At 70.9% G+C, this 23,905-nt stretch carries 17 protein-coding genes, 3 tRNA genes and 2 pseudogenes; 8 read left to right on the plus strand and 14 right to left on the minus strand.

Going from position 1 to position 23,905, the window contains the following annotated elements; genetic code table 11:
- Positions 1-91 precede the first annotated feature (91 nt).
- Positions 92-556: pseudogene (locus IE97_RS40325) on the plus strand (alpha/beta fold hydrolase); the annotation flags it as partial.
- Positions 557-652: 96 nt separating this feature from the next.
- On the opposite strand, the pseudogene IE97_RS43010 reads toward IE97_RS40325, so the two are convergent.
- The 6 genes and pseudogenes from IE97_RS43010 to IE97_RS0116155 all read right to left on the minus strand — a co-directional run.
- Positions 653-757 (minus strand): annotated as a pseudogene (locus IE97_RS43010) (IS5/IS1182 family transposase); the annotation flags it as partial.
- A gap of 120 nt (positions 758-877) precedes the next feature.
- Positions 878-1,276: a PIN domain-containing protein gene (locus IE97_RS0116135; RefSeq protein WP_030239380.1), complete on the minus strand. Its 399-nt coding sequence runs from the start codon at positions 1,274-1,276 to the stop codon at positions 878-880.
- Positions 1,264-1,515 (minus strand): type II toxin-antitoxin system Phd/YefM family antitoxin, encoded by a 252-nt coding sequence (locus IE97_RS0116140; protein WP_030239383.1) that lies wholly within the window; start codon positions 1,513-1,515, stop codon positions 1,264-1,266. Before IE97_RS0116140 ends, IE97_RS0116135 begins: the two co-directional genes overlap by 13 nt.
- Positions 1,516-2,350: 835 nt before the next feature.
- Positions 2,351-2,424: transfer RNA gene (locus tag IE97_RS0116145), tRNA-Ile, on the minus strand.
- A gap of 189 nt (positions 2,425-2,613) precedes the next feature.
- Positions 2,614-2,686, minus strand: a tRNA-Asn gene (locus tag IE97_RS0116150).
- Positions 2,687-2,691: 5 nt separating this feature from the next.
- Positions 2,692-2,764, minus strand: a tRNA-Asn gene (locus IE97_RS0116155).
- Positions 2,765-2,922: 158 nt separating this feature from the next.
- Here IE97_RS0116155 and IE97_RS0116160 point away from each other — a divergent pair.
- From IE97_RS0116160 to IE97_RS0116175, 4 genes are all read left to right on the plus strand, one after another.
- The gene (locus IE97_RS0116160; protein WP_030239387.1) at positions 2,923-3,228 is read left to right on the plus strand and encodes a YtxH domain-containing protein; all 306 of its coding nucleotides are present in this window, start codon (positions 2,923-2,925) and stop codon (positions 3,226-3,228) included.
- A gap of 102 nt (positions 3,229-3,330) precedes the next feature.
- The gene (locus IE97_RS0116165; RefSeq protein WP_030239392.1) at positions 3,331-4,779 is read left to right on the plus strand and encodes a xylulokinase; all 1,449 of its coding nucleotides are present in this window, start codon (positions 3,331-3,333) and stop codon (positions 4,777-4,779) included.
- A gap of 150 nt (positions 4,780-4,929) precedes the next feature.
- A complete protein-coding gene (locus IE97_RS0116170; RefSeq protein ID WP_030239396.1) occupies positions 4,930-6,663 on the plus strand; it encodes an ABC transporter ATP-binding protein in 1,734 nt (577 codons plus the stop codon).
- Positions 6,663-8,591 carry an ABC transporter ATP-binding protein gene (locus IE97_RS0116175; protein WP_030239399.1) on the plus strand — a complete coding sequence of 643 codons (1,929 nt, stop codon included), beginning with the start codon at positions 6,663-6,665 and terminating at the stop codon, positions 8,589-8,591. Before IE97_RS0116170 ends, IE97_RS0116175 begins: the two co-directional genes overlap by 1 nt.
- Positions 8,592-8,751: 160 nt before the next feature.
- Here the strand turns inward: IE97_RS0116175 and IE97_RS0116180 are convergent, their stop codons facing one another.
- From IE97_RS0116180 to IE97_RS0116200, 5 genes are all read right to left on the minus strand, one after another.
- On the minus strand, positions 8,752-10,065 hold the full coding sequence (locus tag IE97_RS0116180) for a sigma-70 family RNA polymerase sigma factor (protein ID WP_030239403.1): 1,314 nt from the start codon (positions 10,063-10,065) through the stop codon (positions 8,752-8,754).
- An 86-nt stretch (positions 10,066-10,151) separates the two neighbouring features.
- A complete protein-coding gene (gene dnaG / locus IE97_RS0116185; RefSeq protein WP_030239408.1) occupies positions 10,152-12,065 on the minus strand; it encodes a DNA primase in 1,914 nt (637 codons plus the stop codon).
- 29 nt (positions 12,066-12,094) lie between these two features.
- Positions 12,095-13,360 carry an NAD(P)/FAD-dependent oxidoreductase gene (locus IE97_RS0116190; protein WP_030239413.1) on the minus strand — a complete coding sequence of 422 codons (1,266 nt, stop codon included), beginning with the start codon at positions 13,358-13,360 and terminating at the stop codon, positions 12,095-12,097.
- Positions 13,361-13,535: 175 nt separating this feature from the next.
- Complete coding sequence (locus tag IE97_RS0116195) at positions 13,536-14,813, minus strand: deoxyguanosinetriphosphate triphosphohydrolase (protein WP_030239417.1); 1,278 nt, start codon at positions 14,811-14,813, stop codon at positions 13,536-13,538.
- A gap of 136 nt (positions 14,814-14,949) precedes the next feature.
- Positions 14,950-15,720 carry a sirohydrochlorin chelatase gene (locus tag IE97_RS0116200; RefSeq protein WP_030239421.1) on the minus strand — a complete coding sequence of 257 codons (771 nt, stop codon included), beginning with the start codon at positions 15,718-15,720 and terminating at the stop codon, positions 14,950-14,952.
- A 189-nt stretch (positions 15,721-15,909) separates the two neighbouring features.
- Between IE97_RS0116200 and IE97_RS0116205 the strand changes: the two genes are divergently transcribed.
- The gene (locus tag IE97_RS0116205; RefSeq protein ID WP_030239425.1) at positions 15,910-16,620 is read left to right on the plus strand and encodes a SanA/YdcF family protein; all 711 of its coding nucleotides are present in this window, start codon (positions 15,910-15,912) and stop codon (positions 16,618-16,620) included.
- A 26-nt stretch (positions 16,621-16,646) separates the two neighbouring features.
- Here the strand turns inward: IE97_RS0116205 and IE97_RS0116210 are convergent, their stop codons facing one another.
- Genes IE97_RS0116210 through IE97_RS0116220 form a run of 3 tightly spaced genes read right to left on the minus strand, consistent with a single transcriptional unit; the run spans position 16,647 to position 20,243 of the window.
- Positions 16,647-17,414 carry an enoyl-CoA hydratase-related protein gene (locus IE97_RS0116210; protein ID WP_030239429.1) on the minus strand — a complete coding sequence of 256 codons (768 nt, stop codon included), beginning with the start codon at positions 17,412-17,414 and terminating at the stop codon, positions 16,647-16,649.
- A gap of 55 nt (positions 17,415-17,469) precedes the next feature.
- On the minus strand, positions 17,470-18,726 hold the full coding sequence (locus IE97_RS0116215; RefSeq protein WP_030239433.1) for a membrane protein: 1,257 nt from the start codon (positions 18,724-18,726) through the stop codon (positions 17,470-17,472).
- Positions 18,723-20,243 (minus strand): amino acid adenylation domain-containing protein, encoded by a 1,521-nt coding sequence (locus tag IE97_RS0116220; protein WP_030239437.1) that lies wholly within the window; start codon positions 20,241-20,243, stop codon positions 18,723-18,725. The genes IE97_RS0116215 and IE97_RS0116220 overlap by 4 nt, the downstream gene beginning before the upstream one ends.
- Before the next feature lie 369 nt (positions 20,244-20,612).
- Here IE97_RS0116220 and IE97_RS0116225 point away from each other — a divergent pair, with 369 nt between their 5' ends.
- Positions 20,613-22,721 carry a molybdopterin oxidoreductase family protein gene (locus IE97_RS0116225; protein WP_030239441.1) on the plus strand — a complete coding sequence of 703 codons (2,109 nt, stop codon included), beginning with the start codon at positions 20,613-20,615 and terminating at the stop codon, positions 22,719-22,721.
- 199 nt (positions 22,722-22,920) lie between these two features.
- Complete coding sequence (locus IE97_RS0116235) at positions 22,921-23,154, plus strand: hypothetical protein (protein WP_051705014.1); 234 nt, start codon at positions 22,921-22,923, stop codon at positions 23,152-23,154.
- Positions 23,155-23,905: the final 751 nt, after the last annotated feature.

The following is a 23,905-nucleotide window of genomic DNA, read 5'->3' on the forward strand; positions in this document are numbered from 1 at the left end:
CACCTTCGACAGCGAAGACGGCGTCCAGATCCACGTGCACGAATGGAAGCCGGACACCCCACCGCGAGCCGTCGTGCAGATCGCCCACGGCATGGGAGAGCACGCCGGCCGTTACGCCCCACTCGCGGCAGCACTGACCACTCAGGGCTATGCCGTCTACGCCGACGATCACCGCGGACACGGGCTGAGCAGGCACGCCGAGCCCGGTCATCTCGGAGACAACGGCTGGAACCGACTCGTCAGTGACATGGTCACCCTGTCAGAGACCATCCGCGAGCAGCACCCGGGCCTGTCCCTGGTGCTGCTCGGACACAGCCTCGGTTCCTTCGCCGCACAGCAGTACGTCCTGGACCACGCCCACCTGATCGACGCCCTTGCCCTCGCCGGTACCACCGCGGTCGACGTCATGCTCGCGCCACAGGCGCAGGCGGCCGCGGAGGGAGGAGACCCGCTGCTCGCGCTCAACCAGGCGTTCCAGCCCAGCCGCACGCCGTTCGACTGGCTCAGCCGGGACGAACCGGCCGTCGACGCCTACCTCTCCGACCCCATGTGCGGCTTCAGCCTCGACGCCCAGGGCATGGCCGACGTCACCATCGCCTCGGCGTCACTTGCCCAGCCCAGGGGCATGGTCCGCTCGATGACCCGGCGGCGTCGCAAACAGCGTCTCATCAGGCGTGTCCTGCGTTCCGCCGCCCTGCGGACGCACCCGCGATGGAGGAATCAACGGCTTGGCGATCTCCCACAACCCGTCCGCCACGATCCAGCTCGCAGTCGTCGTGACCGTCCTCGGCCTCGTCATCACGTCGAAGGCCATGAGGCTGCCCTAACGGCGTCGAAACCCTCAGCCGCCTGCCAGCGGCCTATCGTCCAAGGCCTGTCACACCTGACGTACCCGAACACCGGGAAGGCCGTCGAAGCGCGCCCGCTTGTCGTGGGTGACCACCGTACGCGCGGTGGTCAGCGCGGTGGCCGCGATGATCAGGTCGTGGGCACCTCGGGGCTGGCCGGCTCTGCGGACATGCGCGAGCAGCCGCGCATGCGCGCGGGCCACGTCCACGGTGTACTCCTCGACCGGGATGGTGGCGAGGACGGTGTCGACGAAGGACTGGCGGGCGACCCGGTTGGTGTCGTCCGCCAGTTCCACGCCCTGGAGCAGTTCCGCCACCGTGATGGCGGCGATCGCCGGATCGTCTTCGTCGGCCAGCGCCTGGTCGAGGGAGACCTTCCGGCGCTCGATCGCGATCAGCACGCCGGTGTCCAGGATCAGTCGCTCCACGGATCGTCCAGCGTCAGCAGGTCACCGGTGGCCGTCACGTCGTCCTCGAAGGCATCATCAAGCGTGCCGACATGACGCAGGAGAGCGTCCTTCACCGCCCGTCCCGTGGCCTTGGGCGCGGGAGCGAGCACGGCCAGACGCTTGCCTCCGCGGGTGATCACGATGGTTTCCCCGCGTTCCGCGCTGTCCAGCACGGAGGCGAAGTTCCGTGATGCTTCGGTAGCGGTCATCGTCTTCATGACCTCATCTTCTCAGAGAATCTGATACCCGACAAGACACACTTCCGTCCCGGCTGCCGCATCCTTAGTCACTACATCACCACAGGTCACAGCACTTGAGGCAACCCAGCTTCACGAGCTTTCAGAAGTGAAGCGAAGGGTTTCTCCTCACGTAAGGAGTGGTGAGGCGGGCGGATCTCGTACTCACGGCCGGCGCATCGTTTCCCCAGGTCAGGCATGATCTGGCACCGCAGGCCTTCTCCGCCCTTGCCAGTCCATTCCCACCTTGGTGTTCAACCGGCATCCGGGCATGGCGCCGCGTGGCGTTCTACGGGCAGCCGTACCAGGATGCCCCTCCCCCAGCCCCGCGGCGACCTCGACCCCTGCTGGCGCCTGTCACGCTCGGCTGGAGGCCACGATCACGGGACTCGTCGCCTACCTGGCCGTGTCACAGTGCGACAGCGGTGCGCACGCCGCGGCATGAGGCAAGGGCACGCTGGGCCGTTGCCAGTACGGGCCGTCATCCGGGCACACACCTCGGTCACAGCCCCCTCTCGCGGACCGCCGCACCCACGCACCGCCCCGGACAGAGGCCCGACTCGAAGATCACCAGTCGGCACTTGCGATTCCTCGCGTCCAGCCAGCGTCCAGAATCGTGCGTCCAGCCCCTCGAATACGTCGGCCACCGAAGCGTGCCCAACGCCCAGGCCATCACATCAGAGCAGGTCAGAGCGATTCGAACTAACGCCTACGACCACAGACTTGAAGTCACGAGCAGCGGATTCCGCCTCGTTGCACCAAAGTCCTGAATCCGCACCCCCGATGAGACGTTTCCACAGGTCACAGGCGTGCACAGTGGGGCGGGTGGGACTCGAACCCACGGCCGACGGATTATGAGTCCGCTGCTCTAACCGGCTGAGCTACCGCCCCATAGCGGCGTGTCGCGTACATGTGTGCGCGCCGTCTGCCGCAGCATAGCCGCTCATACGATCTCCTGCTTCGGCTGGTCGGCTTCGCACGGCCTTCGTGACCATGAGGACTGCCCTCAGTGCCGCACGGTTCCCAGGAGATCGGAACGGACATGAAAAAGGACCCCGGTGGGGGTCCTCGTTCAACCTGCTCCCCCGACTGGACTCGAACCAGTAACCTGCCGGTTAACAGCCGGCTGCTCTGCCAATTGAGCTACGGAGGACCGAGCTCCCCGGACTGGACTCGAACCAGTAACCTGCCGGTTAACAGCCGGCTGCTCTGCCAATTGAGCTACCGAGGAAGGTCTCGTGGCATCGAACGCACCTACCTGGGTATTCGCCAGGGGGCGCGCGCTCGCTGCGACACATACATTAGCGCAAGCAGGGGGGTGCTCCGCCAATCGGTACTCCCCGGCGCCGACGCCGCACCGGAGAACAACGCAAGAGAAGGGTGGCCGACATGCGTTACCGGCTCACGTTCGTCGCGGGAGTCGTCCTGGGTTACGTGCTGGGCACGAGGGCCGGACGCGAGCGCTACGAACAGTTGAAGAAGGCGGCCCAGCAGTTCGCCCAGAACCCGGCCGTCCGCAACACCGCGGAGACCGCGGCGCACCAGGGCCGCGAGTTCGCGGGCAAGGCGTACCACGTGGTGAGCGACAAGGTCGGCGACCGCGTCCCCGACTCGGTGGCCGAGCGGGTCCGCCACCTCCGTGACCGGGCCACCCACAACGGCGGCGAGGATGACTGGGGCACGAGCAATACGTGATCTCCCGATGCCGAGCGGGGTCATGTCCCTGAAAGGGGCCGGCACCCACCCCCGCGGCGCCCACGGCCCGACCTCGGCGGAGCGTGCGGCAGAATTTTGGCCATGGGGATAGTCGCCGGGTTGGACAGTTCGCCCGATTTCACTCGTATCGTCGTCTGTGACACGGACTCCGGAGCCGTGCTCAGGCAGGGATATGCGCCGCATCCGGTGGAGAGCCCCGAGGGCGTCGGACGGCCGTCCGACGTCGACCCGCAGGCCTGGCTGCTGTCCCTGGGCGAGGCCGCGGGCGGCGGGCTGCTGGAGGGCGTGCAGGCGATCGGTGTCTCGGCTCAGCAGAACGCCGTCGTGCCGCTGGACGCGCAGGGCAACACCGTGCGTCCGGCGATGGTCGGCGGCGACAAGCGGACGCAGGTCGCGGCGGCCGACCTCGTCGACGCGCTCGGCGGGCGCGAGGCGTGGGCGCAGGCGGTGGGCTGTGTGCCGCAGGCCGCGCAGCCGGTGACCAAGCTGCGCTGGATGGCCCGGACCGAGCCCGAGAACGCGCAGCGCACGGCGATCCTCCTGCAGGCGCACGACTGGCTGGTGTGGCAGCTGCTGGGCCGGCCGGTCAGAAGAACCACCGACCGGGGCGGGGCGTCCGGCACGGGGTACTGGTCGGCGGCGACCGGTGCCTACCGGCCCGATCTCGTCGAGCTGGCCCTCGGGCACCAGGTGATGCTGCCGGAGGTGATCGGCCCGGCGGACGCGGCCGGTACGACGCCCGAGGGGCTCATGATCTCCGTCGGGACCGGCGAGACCATGGCGGCGGCGTTCGGGCTCGGCATCGGGCTCGGGGACGCGGTCGTGTCGCTGGGCGCGTCCGGGTCCGTGATGGCCGTGCATCCCGAGGCGCTGGTCGACGGGAGCGGTATGATCACCGCCCTCGCCGACGCGACCGGCATGCACCTGCCCGTCGTCACCACGCTGAACGCGGTACGGACGCTGCGCGGGGCAGCCGAATTGCTGGGGCTGCCGGATCTGGAGAGCCTTTCCGACCTGGCGATGAAGTCGACACCGGGCTCGCACGGGCTGGTGCTGCTGCCCTATCTGGAGGGTGAGCGGACGCCGAACCTGCCGCACACCGCCGGGACGCTGGCGGGGCTGCGGCGTGAGTCGATGAAGCCGGAGCATCTGGCGCGGGCCGCGTTCGAGGGCATGCTCTGCGGGCTCGCGGACGCGCTGGACGTACTGCGCGGCCGGGGTGTGGAGGTGCGGCGGGTGTTCCTGCTCGGGCCGGCCGCCGAACTGCCGGCCGTGCAGGCCGCCGCTCCGTCGCTGTTCGGGACGCAGGTCGTCGTGCCGCAGCCGGCCGACTACGCGGCGATCGGCGCCGCCCGGCAGGCGGCCTGGGCGCTCGGGGCGTCCCAGGGCACGCTCGACGCGCGTACACCCCCGGCCTGGCAGGGCGCGGTCGCGCAGGTGCTGGAGCCCGGGGAGGAACTGGCAGTGGGGCAGGCGGTGCGACAGCAGTTCGTGGCGGTGCGGGAGCAGACCCATCCGGGGGCGTTGTAGCCGTAGCGGCAGGCCGTGGAGATCGAGTGCGCCCCAGGGGGTTTTGACCGCCTGTTGGGTTAATTCGGTTGAGGTAACGCGGGTGGAGTGTTCGACGATAGGGGCCAGGGGCAACCAACCGCCCCCGTCGCCCACTCCGAGAGAAGCAGCGTGCTCATACGACTCCTGCGGACCTGTCTCAGGCCCTACAAGAGACCCATCACCCTGCTGGTGCTGCTGCAGTTCCTGCAGACCTGCGCCACGCTCTATCTGCCCACGCTGAACGCGGACATCATCGACCAGGGTGTCGTGAACGGCGACACCGGCTACATCCTGGGCTACGGCGGTCTGATGATCGGCATCTCGCTGGTCCAGGTCGTGTGCAACATCGGTGCCGTGTACTACGGCGCCCGGACCGCGTCGGCGCTCGGGCGGGACGTGCGGGCGGCCGTGTTCGACCGGGTGCAGTCGTTCTCGGCGCGTGAGGTGGGTCACTTCGGTGCGCCGTCGCTGATCACCCGGACGACGAACGACGTCCAGCAGGTGCAGATGCTGGCGCTGATGACGTTCACGCTGATGGTGTCGGCGCCGATCATGTGCGTGGGCGGCATCGTGCTGGCGCTCGGTCTGGACGTGCCGCTGTCCGGGGTGCTGGTGGCGGTCGTGCCGGTGCTGGGCGTCTGCGTGACGCTGATCGTGCGGCGGCTGCGGCCGCTGTTCCGGGCCATGCAGGAGCGGCTGGACACGGTGAACCGGGTGCTGCGCGAGCAGATCACCGGCAACCGGGTCATCCGGGCCTTCGTCCGGGGCGAGTACGAGGAGCAGCGCTTCCGCAAGGCCAACACCGACCTCACGGACTTCGCGCTGGGCACCGGCAATCTCCTCGCGCTGATGTTCCCGATCGTCATGACGGTGGTGAACCTGTCGTCGATCGCGGTGGTGTGGTTCGGGGCCCATCGCATCGACAGCGGCGGGATGCAGATCGGTGACCTGACCGCGTTCCTCGCCTATCTGATGCAGATCGTCATGTCCGTGATGATGGCCACGTTCATGTTCATGATGGTGCCGCGGGCCGAGGTGTGCGCGGAGCGGATCCAGGAGGTGCTGGACACCGAGTCGAGCGTCGTGCCGCCGTCCGCACCGGTGCGGGAGCTGCGCCGGCACGGGCATCTGGAGATCCGCGGGGCGGGCTTCCGCTACCCGGGTGCCGAGGAGCCGGTGCTGCGGGCCGTGGACCTGGTGGCCCGGCCGGGTGAGACGACCGCCGTCATCGGGTCGACCGGCAGCGGCAAGTCCACGCTGCTGGGGCTGGTCCCGCGGCTGTTCGACGCGACCGAGGGGCAGGTGCTCGTGGACGGTGTCGAGGTGGCGGACATCGATCCCGTGCTGCTCGCGAAGACCGTCGGGCTGGTACCGCAGAAGCCGTATCTGTTCGCCGGAACGGTGGCGACCAACCTGCGGTACGGCAACCCGGACGCCACCGACGAGGAACTGTGGCACGCGCTGGAGGTGGCGCAGGGCAAGGACTTCGTCGAGCGGCTGGAGGGCGGGCTGGACGCGCCGATCGCGCAGGGCGGGACCAACGTCTCCGGCGGGCAGCGGCAGCGGCTGGCGATCGCCCGGACGCTGGTGCAGCGGCCCGAGATCTACCTCTTCGACGACTCCTTCTCCGCGCTCGACTACGCCACGGACGCCGCCCTGCGGGCGGCGCTGGCCGAGGAGACCGCGGAGGCGACCGTGGTGATCGTCGCCCAGCGGGTGGCGACCATCCGGGACGCCGACCGGATCGTCGTCCTCGACGAGGGGCGGGTCGTCGGCACCGGACGGCACCACGAGCTGATGGCGGACAACGAGACCTACCGGGAGATCGTGCTCTCCCAGCTCACGGAAGCGGAGGCTGCCTGATGGCGGGGCCCATGGGGCGGATGATGGCCGGGGGCGGCCCCGACCAGCGCTCGCTGGACTTCAAGGGATCGGGCAAACGGCTCGTCGCGCGGTTCCGGCCGGAGCGGCTGACCATCTGGGTGCTGCTGCTGTGCGTGGTGCTGAGCGTCGGCCTCAACGTCGTCGGGCCGAAGATCCTCGGCAAGGCGACCGACCTGGTCTTCGCCGGGATCATCGGGCGGGACATGCCCGAGGGGGCGAGCAAGGAGCAGGTCCTCGAGCAGATGCGGCAGCGCGGGGACGGGGACGTCGCCGACATGCTGCGCAGCACCGACTTCACCCCGGGCGAGGGCATCGACTTCACGGCGGTCGGGCATGTGCTGCTGCTCGCGCTGGGCGTGTTCACCGTGGCCGGGCTGCTGATGGCGGTGGCGACGCGGCTGGTGAACCGGGCCGTGAACCGCACCATGTTCCGGATGCGCGAGGACGTGCAGACGAAGCTGTCGCGGCTGCCGCTGTCGTACTTCGACAAGCGGCAGCGCGGTGAGGTGCTGTCGCGGGCGACGAACGACATCGACAACATCGGGCAGACGCTGCAGCAGTCGATGGGGCAGCTCATCAACTCGGTGCTGACCATCATCGGCGTCCTCGCGATGATGTTCTACGTCTCCTGGATCCTGGCGCTGGTCGCGCTGGTGACCGTGCCGCTGTCGTTCGTCGTCGCCACGCGCGTGGGCAAGCGGTCGCAGCCGCACTTCGTGCAGCAGTGGCGTACGACGGGCAAGCTGAACGCGCACATCGAGGAGATGTACACCGGGCACACTCTGGTGAAGGTGTTCGGGCGGCAGGAGGAGTCGGCGCGGCAGTTCGCCGAGGAGAACGAGGCGCTGTACGAGGCCGGGTTCAGGGCTCAGTACAACAGCGGCATCATGCAGCCGCTGATGTTCTTCATCTCCAACATCAACTACGTGCTGGTGGCGGTCGTGGGCGGGCTGCGGGTCGCGTCGGGCGCGCTGTCCATCGGCGATGTCCAGGCCTTCATCCAGTACTCGCGGCAGTTCTCCATGCCGCTGACGCAGGTCGCGTCCATGGCGAACCTGGTGCAGTCGGGTGTCGCGTCGGCGGAGCGGGTCTTCGAGCTGCTGGACGCGGAGGAGCAGAGTGCGGATCCGGTGCCGGGTGTGCGGCCTGAGGAGCTGCGCGGGCAGGTGGCGCTGGAGAACGTGTCGTTCCGGTACGACCCGGAGAAGCCGCTGATCGAGGACCTGTCGCTGAAGGTCGAGCCCGGGCAGACGGTCGCCATCGTCGGCCCGACGGGTGCGGGCAAGACGACGCTGGTGAACCTGCTGATGCGGTTCTACGACGTCACCGGCGGGCGGATCACCCTCGACGGGGTCGACATCGCGCGGATGTCCCGGGACGAACTGCGCGCCGGGATCGGGATGGTGCTGCAGGACACCTGGCTGTTCGGCGGGACCATCGCGGAGAACATCGCGTACGGGGCGGCCCGGGAGGTCACCCGCGGGGAGATCGAGGAGGCGGCCCGGGCGGCGCACGCCGACCGGTTCATCCGTACGCTGCCGGACGGGTACGACACGGTGATCGACGACGAGGGGACGGGGGTCAGCGCGGGCGAGAAGCAGCTGATCACGATCGCTCGGGCGTTTCTGTCGGACCCGGTGATCCTGGTGCTGGACGAGGCGACGAGTTCGGTCGACACGCGGACCGAGGTGCTGATCCAGAAGGCCATGGCGAAGCTCGCGCACGGGCGGACGTCGTTCGTGATCGCGCACCGGCTGTCGACGATCCGGGACGCGGACGCGATTCTGGTGATGGAGAACGGGGCGATCGTGGAGCAGGGGTCGCACGGGGAGCTGCTGGCGGCGGGCGGGGCGTACGCGCGGCTGTACAAGGCGCAGTTCGCGCAGGCCGTGGCTGAGGTCGACTGAGTTCGCCGCCCGGCGTTGGGGCTGGGCTCGGGTGGGGGCGCAACCCGGCGTCGCGGGGTGCCTCCCCCAAGTTCTCGGCTCCGCTCGAACAGGGGGGGACCCCCACGCCCACCCGTGCCGCCCCAAGCGGCACGACTGCCCGCAGCGGCGGCGGACGGCATCAGTCCAGATAGCCCCGCAGCTGGTCCGCGAAGGTGTGGTCCCGGAGTTTGTTCAGGGTCTTCGACTCGATCTGACGGATGCGTTCCCTCGTCACGCCGAAGATCCTGCCTATCTCCTCCAGCGTGCGCGGGCGGCCGTCGGCCAGGCCGTACCTCAGTTGGACGACCTTCCGCTCCCGCTCACCGAGGGTCGACAGGACCGCCTCCAGGTGCTCCCTGAGCAACAGGAACGCGGCCGACTCGACCGGCGATGTCGCGTCGCCGTCCTCTATGAGGTCGCCGAGGGCGACTTCGTCCTCCTCCCCCACCGGCGCGTGCAGCGACACCGGCTCCTGGGCGAGGCGGAGGACCTCGCTGACCCGCTCCGGGGACAGGTCCAGGTATCCGGCGACTTCCTCGGGGGTCGGCTCGTAGCCCCGCTCCTGAAGCATGCGGCGCTGGACGCGGATGACCCGGTTGATGAGTTCCACGACGTGCACGGGCACCCGGATGGTGCGGGCCTGGTCGGCCAGGGCGCGGGACATGGCCTGGCGGATCCACCAGGTGGCGTAGGTGGAGAACTTGTAGCCGCGGGCGTAGTCGAACTTCTCGACGGCCCGGATGAGTCCGAGGTTGCCCTCCTGGACGAGGTCGAGCATGGTCAGCCCGCGCCCCACGTAACGCTTGGCGACGGAGACGACGAGCCGCAGGTTGGCCTCGATGAGCCGGCGTTTGGCGACCCTGCCCATGACGACGAGCCGGTCGAGGTCCAGCGCCAACTGGCTGTCCAGGTCGGGGGTGAGCCGCAGTTTCTCCTCGGCGAACAGGCCGGCCTCGACGCGGCGGGCGAGTTCGACCTCCTCGGCGGCGGTCAGCAGGGGGATCCGGCCGATCTCCCGCAGGTACTGGCGGAACAGGTCCGAGGAGGGGCCGCCGGTCTCGGTCCGGGCCGGCGGCGGTACGACGGTTTCGGCGACCTCGGCGACCTCGTCCGCCGTGACGGCCTCGGCCGGCGGCTCCTCCGGCTCCGGCTCCGGTCGGGTCTCGGGGTGGAGCGCCAGGCGGCTCTGCGCGGGAACCGCGGAGAGGACGTCGGCCTCCGCGTCCGGTGCGGGGCCGTCGGCGCCGACCGCAGCACTGACGTCGGTCTGGGTGAGGGTCTGGGTCTGCACGGGGGCGACCTCCAGGATGATCGCTGCCAGGGCGGGCGACAGCGGTACTTCGGGAGCGGAGTGGGCGGCCTCGCCGCTGTCCGTCCCGTACGCGATGAGCGGAACCGCGGGGGTCCGGGATCCGCCGGTGACGGATCGGCCGCGCTCCGAGGACTCAGGCACCGCAACCCAGTGTGGGGTAAGACACACAGTCCCCACGAGGGGCGTGCGATGACTTTTTGCGCCCGGTCCGTGACCGGGCGGTGACGTCAGAGCGCGGCGGCGCCGTGGACGCGGAGGCTCTGGTCGTACTGCTGGAGGACCCAGAGCTCGTTCTGTACGGCGGCCAGCTGGGCCGGGTCGCCGTGGGTGCCGAGACGGGTGAGCTGGCTCTGGATGTCGCGGATGCGGCGTTCGACGGCGCGGCGGCGGACGGTGACCAACTGGGCGCCCGCGTAGGCCTCGTCGACCGCCCGGCGGAGCAGGATCGCCTCGACGGCCAGTTCCGTCACCATGGCGCGGACCATGTCGTCCGGGGCGGCCTCGCGGACCTTGACCAGGTAGTCCTGGGGGTCCTGGACGCCCAGCTCGGCGCCGCCCGCGTCCATGATGGCCTGGCGTACGGCGGCGTAGGGCGGGGCGGTGAACTCGTCGACGCCGTACGCGTCGAAGGCCGGGGAGACCAGCTCGGGGCGCTGGAGGGCGAGTTTGAGGAGTTCGCGTTCGGTGGCGTAGACGGGGTTGCGGAGGTTGAGGGCCGGGCCGCGGGGGGCGGCGGACGGCTGGGCGGCGGCGTACTGCTGTGACGCGTGCTGGTGCCGGTCCGGGGCGGGGCCCTTGCCGCCGCGTTCGCGGGCCCAGCGGGCCAGTTGGGCCACGCGCTTGACCACGAACTGGGTGTCGAGGATGCCGAGCATGCCGGCGAGCTCGACGGCGACCTCGTGCTGGGCGCCGCTGTTCTTGATGCGGGCGACGATCGGGGCCGCCTCGTCCAGGGCGGCGGCGCGGCCCGCCGGGGTGTCGAGGTCGTAGCGGCTCACGATCTGGCGCAGGGCGAACTCGAAGAGCGGGGTGCGGGGTTCGACCAGGTCGGCGACGGCCTCGTCGCCCTTGGCGAGGCGCAGGTCGCAGGGGTCCATGCCGTCCGGGGCGATGGCGATGTACGTCTCGGCGGCGAACTTCTGGTCGTCCTCGAAGGCGCGCAGGGCCGCCTTCTGGCCGGCCGCGTCACCGTCGAAGGTGAAGATGACCCGGGCCGAGCCGTTGTCCATGAGCAGCCGGCGGAGGATCTTGATGTGCTCGCCGCCGAAGGCGGTGCCGCAGGTGGCGATGGCTGTCGTGACGCCGGCGAGGTGGCAGGCCATGACGTCCGTGTAGCCCTCGACGACGACCGCGCGGGACGCCTTGGCGATGTCCTTCTTCGCCAGGTCGATGCCGTAGAGGACCTGGGACTTCCTGTAGATCGCCGTCTCGGGCGTGTTGAGGTACTTGGGGCCGTTGTCCGCCTCGTACAGCTTGCGGGCGCCGAAGCCGACGACGTCGCCGCCGATGTCGCGGATGGGCCACATCAGGCGGCCGCGGAAGCGGTCGATGGGGCCGCGGCGGCCCTCCTGGGCGAGGCCGGAGAGGAGCAGTTCCTTGTCGGTGAAGCCCTTGCCGCGCAGGTAGCGGGTGAGGTGGTCCCAGCCCTGGGGGCTGTAGCCGACGGAGAAGTGCTGGGCGGCGGCCTGGTCGAAGCCGCGCTCGGCGAGGAAGACCCGGCCGGTGTCGGCCTCGGCGGAGGTCGCGAGCTGTTCCGCGTACCACTCCGCGGCGATCTTGTGGGCCTCGACCAGGCGGATCCGTTCGCCGCGCTGGTGGGAGGGGTTGTACCCGCCCTCCTCGTAGCGCAGGGTGATGCCCGCCTGCCCGGCCAGGCGCTCGACCGCCTCCGAGAAGGAGAGGTGGTCGATCTTCATCACGAACGTGATGGTGTCGCCGCCCTCCTGGCAGCCGAAGCAGTGGAACAGTCCCTTGCTGGGGCTGACCTGGAAGGAGGGCGACTTCTCGTCGTGGAACGGGCAGAGACCCTTGAGGTTCCCGCCGCCCGCGTTGCGCAGCTGGAGGTACTCGGACACCACGGCGTCGATCGGGACAGCGTCCCGTACCGCCTTCACGTCCTCGTCGTTGATCCGTCCTGCCACGCGTGAATTCTAAGCGGGCGCACCGACACTCACGGTGCGAGGTTTTCGAGCGGGATGTGGGGATCCGCGAGGTTCTCCGTATTCACCTGGGCCTTGCTGCGGACCAGGTGCTGGATCTTGTCTGTGACATCCCACACGTTCACGTTCATCCCCGCGAGGACCCGGCCGTCCTTCACCCAGAAGGCGATGAACTCGCGTTTCCCGGCGTCGCCGCGGATCACGACCTGGTCGTAGCTGCCCGGGGGCGCCCAGCCGGAGTACTCCATGCCCAGGTCGTACTGGTCGGAGAAGAAGTAGGGGACCCGGTCGTACGTCACGTCCTGGTCCAGCATGGCGCGGGCGGCCGCCGGGCCGCCGTTCAGCGCGTTGGCCCAGTGCTCGACCCGCAGGCTCGTCTCGAAGAGGGCGTGATGGAAGGAGGCCGCGTCGCCGGCCGCGTAGATGTCGGGGTCGGAGGTGCGCAGCCGCTCGTCGACGACGATGCCGCCGCCGTGCGCCCGGTCGGCGATCTCCAGGCCGGCCGCCTCCGCGAGGTGGGTGCGCGGGGCCGCGCCGATCGCGGCCAGGACGTCGTGCGCCGGGTACTCCTCGCCGTCGTCGGCGCGGGCCGCGAGGACCATGCCGTCCTGTCCGACGATCTCCGTCAGCCGCCTGCCGAAGTGGAAGCGCACCCCGTGTTCACGGTGCAGTTCGGCGAAGAGCCCGCCGAGTTCCGGACCCAGCACGCCGTGCAGCGGGGTCGGGCCGTGCTCGACGACCGTGACCTCCGCGCCGTACTCGCGGGCCGCCGCCGCGACCTCCAGGCCGATCCAGCCGGCGCCCGCGATCACCAGGTGGCCGTTGTCCCGGCCGAGGCTGGTCAGGACCTGTTTGAGGCGCTCGGCGTGGGCGAGGCGGCGCAGGTGGTGGACGCCGGCCAGGTCCGTGCCCGGGATGTCGAGGCGGCGGGGCTCGGCGCCGGTCGCCAGGAGCAGCTTGTCGTAGCGGACGACCGTGCCGTCCTCGCTGAAGCGGACCGTCTTCGCCGTGCGGTCGATGGCGTCGACGGTCTGGCCGAGGTGGAGCTCGATGTCGTTGGCCGCGTACCAGGCCGGCTCGTGCACGAAGACGCTGTCGCGTTCCTCCTTGCCGAGGAGGTAGCCCTTGGACAGCGGCGGACGCTCGTACGGGTGGTCACGCTCGTCGCAGATCAGTATCACGCGGCCGGTGAAGCCCTCCGCCCGGAGCGTCTCGGCCGCCTTGGCGCCGGCCAGTCCGCCTCCGACGATGACGAATGTCTGATCCGCGTCGACCACTTGATGCCTCCTACGGGGGTCTGGGGGGTGTCTCCCCAGTGAACACAGCCGGTGTCGCCACTTGCGAGCGTCCCGCACGGAGCGTGATGCGGGAAGAGGGAGTGACCCGATCAGGCCACGGAGTGTCACATTCGAGGGTCACATGCGCGTGCCGGTTTCCGGTTTTCCGCCAGTCTCATGCGTGCCCCGTCAGCCGGGCGTGAAGCGAACGGGCCGAGGTGTCGGTGAGGGAGGCGATCTGGTCGACGATCACCCGTTTGCGTGCCCGGTCGTCCGGCGCCCGGTCGAACAGGGCGCGGAACTGCGGGTCCAGGCCGTCCGGGGCGCGGGCGGTGAGCGCCTCGGCCAGTTCGGCGACGACGACGCGCTGGTCCGCGCGCAGGCGTTCCTGCTCGGCGCGCTGCATGACGTAGCGGTCGGCGACGGCCTTGAGGACGGCGCACTCCATCCGGGTCTCGCGCGGGACGACCAGTTCGGCCGCGTACCGGGTGAGCCGCCCGGCGCCGTACGCGGTGCGGGTCGCGGTCTCGGCGGCCAGGCAGAACCGGCCGATGAGCTGGCTGGTGGCGTCCTTCAGCCGGGCCTGGGCGACGGCGGTGCCGTCGTAGCCGTGCGGCCACCACTCCTGGGTGAGGAGCCGGTCGAGGGCCTCGGCGAGTTCGGCGGGGTCGGTGTCGGCGGGGACGTAGCGGCCGAGGGCGACCTGGAAGACGTCCTGGCGTTCGGCGTCGGCGTGCAGGCAGTTCGGGTCGATGTGGCCGGCGTGCAGGCCGTCCTCCACGTCGTGCACCGAGTAGGCGACGTCGTCGGACCAGTCCATCACCTGGGCCTCGAAGCAGGTGCGGGTGCCGGGGGCGTCCTTGCGGACCCAGTCGAAGACGGGCCGGTCGTCCTCGTAGACGCCGAACTTGTTCGACGCCGGGTCGGTGGGGTGGGCGCCACGGGGCCAGGGGTACTTGGTGGCGGCGTCGAGGGCGGCGCGGGTGAGGTTGAGGCCGACGGAGCCCTCGGGGGTGAACCGTTTGGGTTCGATGCGGGTGAGGAGTCTGAGGGACTGGGCGTTGCCCTCGAAGCCGCCGCAGTCCGCCGCGAACTCGTTGAGGGCCTGTTCGCCGTTGTGCCCGAAGGGCGGGTGGCCCAGGTCGTGGGAGAGGCAGGCGGCTTCGACGAGGTCGGGGTCGCAGCCGAGGGCCGCGCCCAGTTCGCGGCCGACCTGGGCGCATTCGAGGGAGTGGGTGAGACGGGTGCGGGGGCTGGCGTCCCAGGCGGGGCCCCTGGTGCCGGGCGTGACGACTTGGGTCTTGCCGGCGAGGCGTCGTAGGGCGGCGGAGTGCAGGACTCGGGCCCGGTCGCGCTGGAAGGCGGTGCGGCCGGGGCGTTTGTCGGGTTCCGGGGCCCAGCGGTCGACTGACGTCGGGTCGTAGGCCGGGGGGTTCGTCGCGGTGCCTGCCATGTGTCGACAGTACGGGCATGGGGGTGGTGTGCGCTTGAGCGTCTGCCGGGTTCGGGTGTGTGGCGGGTGCGGGTTGTGTGTGGCTGGTCGCGCAGTTCCCCGCGCCCCTTTTGGGGCATGGCCCAGCTGTCCCTTTTCAGGCCGAAGCCAGTTCCTGTACGGCGGCCGCCCTCGCCAGTGTCTCGTCGTAGCGGTGCAGGAGGAGGTGGGCCATCGACGGGTGGGTGCCGAGGGGGGCCGCGGCGATCCAAGGGGCCGCCTGGGCGCACTCCGTGGCGAAGCGGCCGGGGGCGGTGAAGTAGGAGGCGACGGCTATGTGGCGGCGGCCCCTTGCCAGGAGGGTGCGGACCGCGTCCTGGACCGTGGGGGCGGCGGCGGAGGCGTAGGCGGGGATGACGGGGACGCCCAGGCGGGCGGCGAGGAGGTGGGCCGTGCGGGCGGTGTCCGTCTTGGCGTCCGGGTCGCGGGAGCCGGCCGCGGCGAGGACGACCGCGCTGTCGCGGCGGGGGGTGCCGCCCCAGCCCGCCTCCGTGAGACGGGCCTGGAGGGCGTCCACCAGGAGCGGGTGCGGGCCCAGGGGGGCCGCCAGGTGCGTGTGGGCCGGGGACGCCGCCGCCATCTCGGGGATGTCCTGCTTGACGTGGTAGCCACGGCTGAGGAGGAGCGGGACGAGGACCGCTTCGGTGTCGCCGAGGGTGGCCAGCGTGTCGGGGAGCAGGGGGGCGTTCAGTTCGATGTGGCCGAGGTGCACCGGCACGTCGGGGCGCAGGGCGCGGACCCGGTCGAGGAGTGCGCGGACCGTGCTCAGCGCGCGTGGGTCGCGGCTGCCGTGCGCCACGACGACGAGGGCGGGCCGGGGCGGGCGGCGCGTGGCGGGCGGCGGGACGAGGCTGAGCTTGCTGGTCATGCACCGATGGTCGCGGCGCCACGTTGCCTTCCCGTTGCATGGGCGTCACGGGTGTTTTCCGGCGGTTCACGATCCGGGACAGAGGGGGGTGAGCCACTTTGACCTGCGATTTCCGTGAAGGGAATGAACCGGCCGGCCCGGCTGGACGTCCCTGACTGTCGAGGGACCGACCTGGGGAGGGACCGTTCGATGCGTCGTCCGACGTTGCGCAGACCCCGGTTGCCGCGTACCCGTCGGGGGCAGCGGCGGCTGGTGCAGGCCGTGATGGCGGGGTGTGTGCTCGCGCTGCTCCCGGCGACCTGGATGTACACGGTGGCGGGTGATCGGCTGCGGACGGCGGCGGACGTGCCGCGTACCGATGTCGCCGTGGTGTTCGGTGCCGGGCTGTGGGACGGGGAGCCGTCGCCGTACCTCGCGCACCGGCTGGACGCGGCGGCCGGGCTGTACCGGGAGGGGCGGGTCGAGGTGGTGCTCGTGACCGGGGACAACAGCCGCGAGGACTACGACGAGCCGGACGCGATGCGCGGATATCTGACGCGGCACGGGGTGCCCGACGGGCGGATCGTCAGTGACTACGCCGGGTTCGACACCTGGGACTCCTGCGTGCGCGCGAAGAAGATCTTCGGTGTGGACGAGGCGGTGCTGATCAGCCAGGGGTTCCACATCCGGCGGGCGGTGGCCCTGTGCCAGGCCGCGGGGGTGGAGTCGTACGGGGTGGGTGTGGACGCCGTGCACGACGTGACCTGGTACTACGGGGGTGCCCGGGAGATCCTCGCCGCCGGGAAGGCGGCGATGGACGCCGTGTTCCGTCCGGATCCCCGGTTCCTCGGGCCCCGGGAGCCGGGCGTGGAGCGGGCGCTCGCCACGACGGGGTCGGGGGGCACCGGGGCCGTGCCCTGACCTGGGCACGGCCCCGGCCCCTGGTGTCAGCGTCCGTTGAAGCGCGGGGCGCGCTTGTGCAGGAACGCCGTCATCCCCTCCTTCTGGTCGTCGGTGGTGAACAGGGCGTGGAACACCCGCCGTTCGAAGCGGATGCCGTCCCGCAGGCCGGTCTCCAGGGCCCGGTCCACGCACTCGCGGGCCGCTCTGACCGCCTGGCGGCCGTACGAGGCGATCGTCGCCGCCGCCTCGAGGGCCTCGGGCAGGACCCGGTCGTCGGGGACCACTCGGGAGACGAGACCGCAGCTTCCGGCCTCCCGTGCGTCCATGCTGCGGCCGGTGAGGATCAGGTCCATCGCCTTCGCCCGGCCGACCAGACGGGTCAGCCGCTGGGTGCCGCCGATGCCGGGGATCACGCCCAGTGTGATCTCGGGCTGGCCGAAGACCGCCGACTCCCCCGCGACGACCAGGTCGCACATCATCGCCAGCTCACAACCGCCGCCGAGAGCGAGGCCGTTGACAGCGGCGATCTTCGGGGTGCGGAGGTCCGCGAACTCCTCCCAGGCGGCGAAGTAGTCCTCGGCCGCCATGTCGACGGCCGACTTCCCGGCCATCTCCTTGATGTCGGCGCCCGCCGAGAAGACCTGCTCCGAGCCGGTGACGACGAAGCAGCCGCACTCGGGGTCCGAGTCCAGGGGACGCAGCACGTCCAGGAGTTCGGTGAGCAGCTCACCGCTGAGCGCGTTGCGGACGTGGGGGCGGTGCAGGCGCACGGTCACCACCCGGCCGTGCCGCTCGATCTTCAGGTTGTTCATCTGCCTTCTCCTCTGCCTCTCCTCTGCCTTCTCCCTGCCTTCTTCTTCGGTGGGGTCACGAGTCCCAGATCGCGCCGTACGCCGGGATGCCGCGCTGTTCCAGGCCGTGCACCACCTGCCAGGTCAGCCGCTTGTTGGAGATGCAGATGACCGCCTCCGCGCCGAAGTCGCGGTACGCGTCGTGGGCGAGGCGCACCATGTCGGGCTTGCCGTGCCGGGAGGTGTCCCAGACCAGGGCGTGCGGCTGGACGGCGAGGATCTCGTCGACGAGTGCGTCTCCGTAGGTGGCCCGGGGGTCGCGGGTCGCCCAGACCAGGCGGGAGGGGACCTCGGCGGCGAGCAGGTGGGGCAGGCAGGGGCCGATGCCGCTGCCGGTCGCCACGTAGACCACCTTGCGGAACAGGACCTCGATGTTGGCGACGCCGGCCGTGGTGATGCCCTTCACCCACACCCGCTCGGGCAGGTCGTCGATGAAGGCGCCGGTCCAGTCACCGGCCCGGGAGATGGTGAGCCGGAAGCCGGGCTCGCCGGGGGTGGGGACGTTGGCGAACGAGTGCCATTCCGTCAGCGGGCTGCGGCTGATCGCGGTGGAGGAGCCGGCGAACGGGGTCTCGCCGTGGTCGAAGCGGGCCAGCACGACGTGGGAGGAGGGGCGTTCGAGGCGTACGTCCACCTTGCGCAGCCGCAGCCAGGGCAGGGCGACGCTGAAGGTGACCACCGCGAGCACGCCGACCTCGGCGGGGCCCGGTGACGACAGCAGCGTGTGCGTCCAGAACAGGACCAGGGCGGTCCAGCCCCCGAAGCGGTGGATCTTCTCGAAGTGGTCGTGGTGGCGGGAACGGAAGGGGGGCAGGGCGGTGGCGACGACGATCGTGAGGAGGCCCACCAGGGCCCAGCCGACGGCCGTGGCGGGGCCGTTCGGCGCCGTGATCGTCAGCGCCAGGAACCAGGCCGTTCCCGCCAGTGCCCCGCCCACGTGCAGCCCGCCGAAGTGGTACACCTTGGCGAGCGTCCAGCGGATCTTCAGTGGCCAGGTCGTCGGGGCCGACGTCGCCAGCCGGAAGAGGAGGTTGATGACGTACTGCTGGCGTACGAGGACGGCGAGGGCGAGGTTGGCGAGGGCGGCGTGCCCGAGGGTGGGCGCGGCCAGGGGCCAGGCGGCCCACAGGAAGGCCGCGTTGGCCAGGAGCACCAGGGCCGCGAGGCGGTTGTAGTGCATCAGGCGGGGGTGCTTGGGCAGGCGGCGCAGGGCCGGGAGGAGCGGCGGGAGTTCACCGGAGTCCTGGTGTGCCCGGGGTGGGGACGTGGTCATCGGGCCACCGCCACACGGTGCTCCAGCATCCCCAGCAGCGCCCGCTTGTCGACCTTGCCGCGATCGGTCTCGGGCAGGAGGGCGAGCGGCAGGACCTGTTCCGGGACGCAGTAGTACGGCAGGGCGTCCGCGACCGCGCGGCGGGCGGCGTCCGGGTCGACGTCCGCCGGGCAGACGAAGGACACCAGGGTGCGGGCGTCGCGTTTCAGGGTGACGGCGCGGGTGCAGCCGGCGGCGGACTCCAGGATCGAGGAGACGGCGTCCAGTTCGACGCGGAAGCCGCGCACCTTGACCTGGTCGTCGGTGCGGCCGAGGTGCTCCAGTTCGCCGTCGGGGGTCCAACGGCCGAGGTCCCGGGTGCGGAACATGCGGCGGTCGCCGCCGAGGAACGGGTCGGGGGCGTAGCGCTCGGCGTTGAGGGCGTCGTCACCGAGGTAGCCCGCGGAGACGCAGTCGCCGCCCGCCCACATCTCGCCGGTCTCGCCGATGGGCAGGGGGCGGCGGTCGGCGTCGAGTACGTAGACCGTGTTGTTGGGGGTCGGGCGGCCGATGGTGAGCAGCGGGGCCGACGGGTCGTGGCGGCTCATCGTGTTGACGATGGTCGTCTCCGTGGGGCCGCAGCAGTTGTGGAAGGCGGCCTGCCGCGCCCAGCGGTCGGCCAGCGGGCGCGGGCAGGGCTCCCCCGCCACGGCGACCGTGCGCACCCGTGGGCAGGCGGCGGGGTCGAGGCCGGACAGCACGGTCGGGGTGGCGATCAGCACGTCGGCGGTGCGGGCCGCCGCCGCGATGTCCTTGCCGCGGATGACGAGGGTGCCGCCGTGCGTGAGGCAGCCGAGGATCTCCCAGGCGGCCATGTCGAAGGCGATGTTGAGGAGCTGGGCGACACGGTCGCCGGGACGGACGCCGAGGCCGCCCGGCTCGGTGAGCAGCAGGTTGGCGACGTTGCGGTGGGTGACCTTCACGCCGTTCGGGCGGCCGGTGGTGCCGGAGGTGAACAGGACGTAGGCGCCGTCGTCGCCGGTGACGCGCGGGCGCGGGGCCGGGGCGTACGGCAGGGGTTCGTCGAGCGGGATCAGGGTGTGGCCGTCCGGGAGCGGGACGCGGTGGGCGTGTTCGGTGGTGGTGAGGACGATCCGGGTCCGGGCGGTGCGGACGACGTGGGTGAGCTGGGCCGGGGGCGCGAGGCCGATGTCCTGCGGGACGTAGGCGGCGCCGGCCTTCAGGATGCCGAGCAGGCCGACCAGCATCGGGATCGAGCGGCGGACGAACAGGCCGACGTGGTCGCCGGGCCGTACGCCCTCGCGGACCAGGCGGGCGGCGAGGGCGTCGGCGTACCGGTCGAGCTCGGCGTAGGTGATGCGGGCGCCCTCGTGTTCGGCGGCCACGGCGTGCGGGGCGGCCGCGGCGTGCCGGGTGACGGCGTGGTGCAGGAGGGGGTCGGGGACGGGGACGATGGGGCCCCGGCCGTACTGCCGGAAGAGGTGCTGGTCATGGGGGGTCAGATGGCGCAGAGGCATGATCGGGTGGCCTCCTGGCTGTTTCGAGGGTCGGATTGCCACAGCGGTGGAGCCGCGGTGGATGCAGCCGTGAGCGGCGGGCATGCCCGGGTGTCGAACGCCGTGCGGAGTCGTGCGAGCGCTGCGCGTAGCGAGAGCGTAGTGCTACTGCTTCAACACTCAACTAGGCCGGATCGGCCAAGAAAGGAACGCAATGAGCCACATGTGACGTTCTCCGTCACAAGGGCAACGTGCGTGCCGGTCGGTGACGACCTGAAGGTGGCCAGGCCTGTGCCTCACGCGGGCGGGGCGACGGCGGGGAGGTCCCCGTCCCGGCCGCGTAACAGGGAACCGTCGCGCACGTAACACGGCCGAAGCACGCTGAACGGCATGCAGAACACCGCCACGCCCACGCACTGTCCGTACTGTGCCCTGCAGTGCGGGATGAACCTGACGCCCGCGCCGGACGGGACCGTCGAGGTGAGCGAGCGGACCGACTTCCCGGTGAACCGGGGGGCGCTGTGCGGCAAGGGCCGTACGGCGGGGGCGGTGCTCGCGCGGAACGTCCGCCTGACCTCGCCGTTGGTGCGGGACGAGAGCGGCGCGCTGGTGCCGGCCTCCTGGGACGAGGCGCTGGACCGGATCGCCGGAGAGCTGCGCCGGACGCGTGCCGAGTACGGGCCGGACGGGGTCGGAGTGTTCGGCGGCGGTGGTCTGACGAACGAGAAGGCGTACACGCTCGGCAAGTTCGCACGGGTCGTACTCGGCACGTCCCAGATCGACTACAACGGCCGTTTCTGCATGTCGTCGGCCGCGGCGGCCGGCATCAAGGCCTTCGGACTGGACCGCGGGCTGCCGTTCCCGCTGGAGGACATCCCGAAGACCGGCTGCGTGATCCTGGTCGGCTCGAACCTCGCGGAGACCATGCCGCCGTCCCTGCGGTTCCTCACCGAGCTGAAGGAGAACGGCGGCACGCTCGTCGTCATCGACCCGCGCCGCACGAAGACCGCCGAGCAGGCGGACCTGCACCTGGCGCCCCGGCCGGGCACGGACCTGGCCCTCGCGCTGGGCCTGCTGCACCTGGTGATCGCCGAGGGGCGGGTGGACGAGGAGTACGTCCAGGAGCGGACCGTGGGCTGGGAGGACGCCCGGGCCGCCGCGATGGCGCACTGGCCGGAGTACGTGGAGCGGATCACCGGGGTGTCCGTCCCCCAGCTCCGGGAGACCGTACGGCTGTTCTGCGAGCCGGAGTCGGCGATGGTGCTCACCGCCCGCGGGCCCGAGCAGCAGTCCAAGGGCACGGACACGGTGGGCGCCTGGATCAACCTGTGCCTCGCCACCGGCCGGGCGGGCCGTCCGCTGTCCGGGTACGGCTGCCTGACCGGGCAGGGCAACGGACAGGGCGGGCGCGAACACGGGCAGAAGGCCGACCAGTTGCCGGGCTACCGCAAGCTCGACGACCCGGCGGCGCGTGCGCATGTCGCCGAGGTGTGGGGCGTGGACCCGGACTCGCTGCCTGGCCCTGGCCGCAGTGCCTACGAGCTGCTGGACGCGCTGGGCACGGACATCCGCTCCCTGCTGCTGATGGCGTCCAATCCGGTGGTGTCGGCGCCCCGTGCCGCCCATGTCGAGGAGCGCATCAGGTCGCTGGACTTCCTGGCCGTCTGTGACGTGGTGCTGTCGGAGACGGCGGAACTCGCCGACGTGGTCCTGCCGGTCACGCAGTGGGCGGAGGAGACGGGCACGATGACCAGCCTGGAGGGCCGCGTCCTGCTCCGCCGCCAGGCCGTCACGCCGCCCGACGGCGTCCGCAGCGACCTGGAGGTCCTGCACGAACTGGCCGCGCGACTGGGCGTGGAGAAGGGCTTCCCGACCGGCCCGGAGGAGGTCTTCGAGGAACTCCGCCGGGCGAGCGCGGGCGGGGTGGCGGACTACTCGGGGATCACGTACCGGAGGCTGGTGGAGGAGGACGGGGTGTTCTGGCCGTGTCCGGCGGTGGAGTCGTCACACCCGGGTGACACGAGGGAGCAGGCGCACCCCGGCACCCCCCGCCTCTTCCTGGACCGTTTCGCCACCCCCGACGGCCGGGCCCGGTTCGTCCCCGTCTCGCACCGTGCGACCGCCGAGGAACCCGACGACGAGTACCCGGTGCTGCTCACCACCGGGCGGGTCGTGTCGCAGTACCAGTCCGGGGCGCAGACCCGGCGGGTGGCGGAGCTCAGCGCCGCGGCGCCCGGGCCGTTCGTGGAACTGCATCCGCGGCTGGCGGCCCGGCTCGGGGCGGCCGAGGGCGACCCGGTCGCCGTCGTGTCCCGGCGGGGCCGGGCCGTGGCGCCCGCCCGGATCACGAGCGCCATCCGGCCCGACACCGTCTTCATGCCGTTCCACTGGCCGGGCGAGGGCCGCGCCAACTCCCTCACCAACCCGGCGCTCGACCCGACCTCCCGGATGCCGGAGTTCAAGACGTGCGCGGTGCGGCTGGAGGCGGTGCGGCCTTAGCTTGGCGTTCAACGTCGTCGGGCTTGGTGTTCCTTGATCGACTCGGCGCGTTTGACCGTCTTGCGGTCACCCGGCAGGCGCTCGACCTTCAGGCGGTTCAACGTGCGCTGCAGGATGGGCAGTTCCTCGTGCGGGTTGGGGCACCCGTTCCCAGTCGGCCTCGGCCTTACCGAGCGGGTGAGTACGTGACGTGTTCCGCATGGCCGAGCGCCTCGTGGAAGAGGGACTCCTCAGCCGTGGTGCACTACCTGATCTGCGGATTATCGATTCGATCTTCGATGAGATGACTCGCGATGAGTCACCCGATCGGTGGACGACAGAGGCTCTGATCAGCGACGTTGGTTGGGGTCAGGCCCGCGGGCCGGCTCAGCAAGTTCTGGCCCGGGAAGGCGCGGAGACCTCGGTGCTGCCAGACATCTGTGTTGTCCGGTAGCGCACCCTGGTGGCTCAGACCGCTGCTGCCTGTGCGGTGACGCTTCCCTCGGGGGAAGGTGCCAGGTCGCCAGCGGCGGTGCAGGCGGCCGAAAGCCGGATGAGCAGTGCGAGCATCTGTTGCCCAAGGGCGTCCTCGACGAGCGGTGGCTGGTGGGCACAGTCGGCGCGGGGGACTTAGCGGAGCCTCTCGGCTTCGGCTACGATGCCGCGCTTTCGGCCGGCGCGCTTGAGCGCTTCCTGCACCTGGGCGCGGGTTGGCCGGGCGGCCTTGGCAGGGGTGGGGGCAGCTTTGAGGAGTTCGTAAGCCTCGGGACGGCAGAGACCGTTCTTCCAGCGCTCGACGGCGGCCAGAGCGGTCGGATAGTACGGACGACGCGGCCACTGTCACCGTCACCCAACTGTGCGATGTAGTCGAGAGGTGATCCAGGCCCAACGGTGGCGGTCGGGTGATCCGGAGATCTGGATGGTCATGCACTCCGGCTACGACGTCGCCTCCCTAATCCGGTATTCGGTGGCGCTGGCGGGTCGAGCAGAATCCTGTAGTCGGCCGCGTCGTCGGTGATGTGCCGCTTGTCGAGTAACTCGCCTTCGTCGTCGGCCAAGACGACATCGTGCGTCTTCTCTGCCCAGTCGATACCGCAGTAGATCAAGGCTGTCCTCCCAATGGCTGTCGAGCTGTCGCCGATGGTCGAGCACCGGCGTGGGTACGGGGAACCACGTCCGTGAGCTCGAAGGGCGCGCGTCAGCGC

The organism is Streptomyces sp. NRRL S-455 (genome assembly GCF_000717875.1).
Taxonomy (GTDB): domain Bacteria; phylum Actinomycetota; class Actinomycetes; order Streptomycetales; family Streptomycetaceae; genus Streptomyces.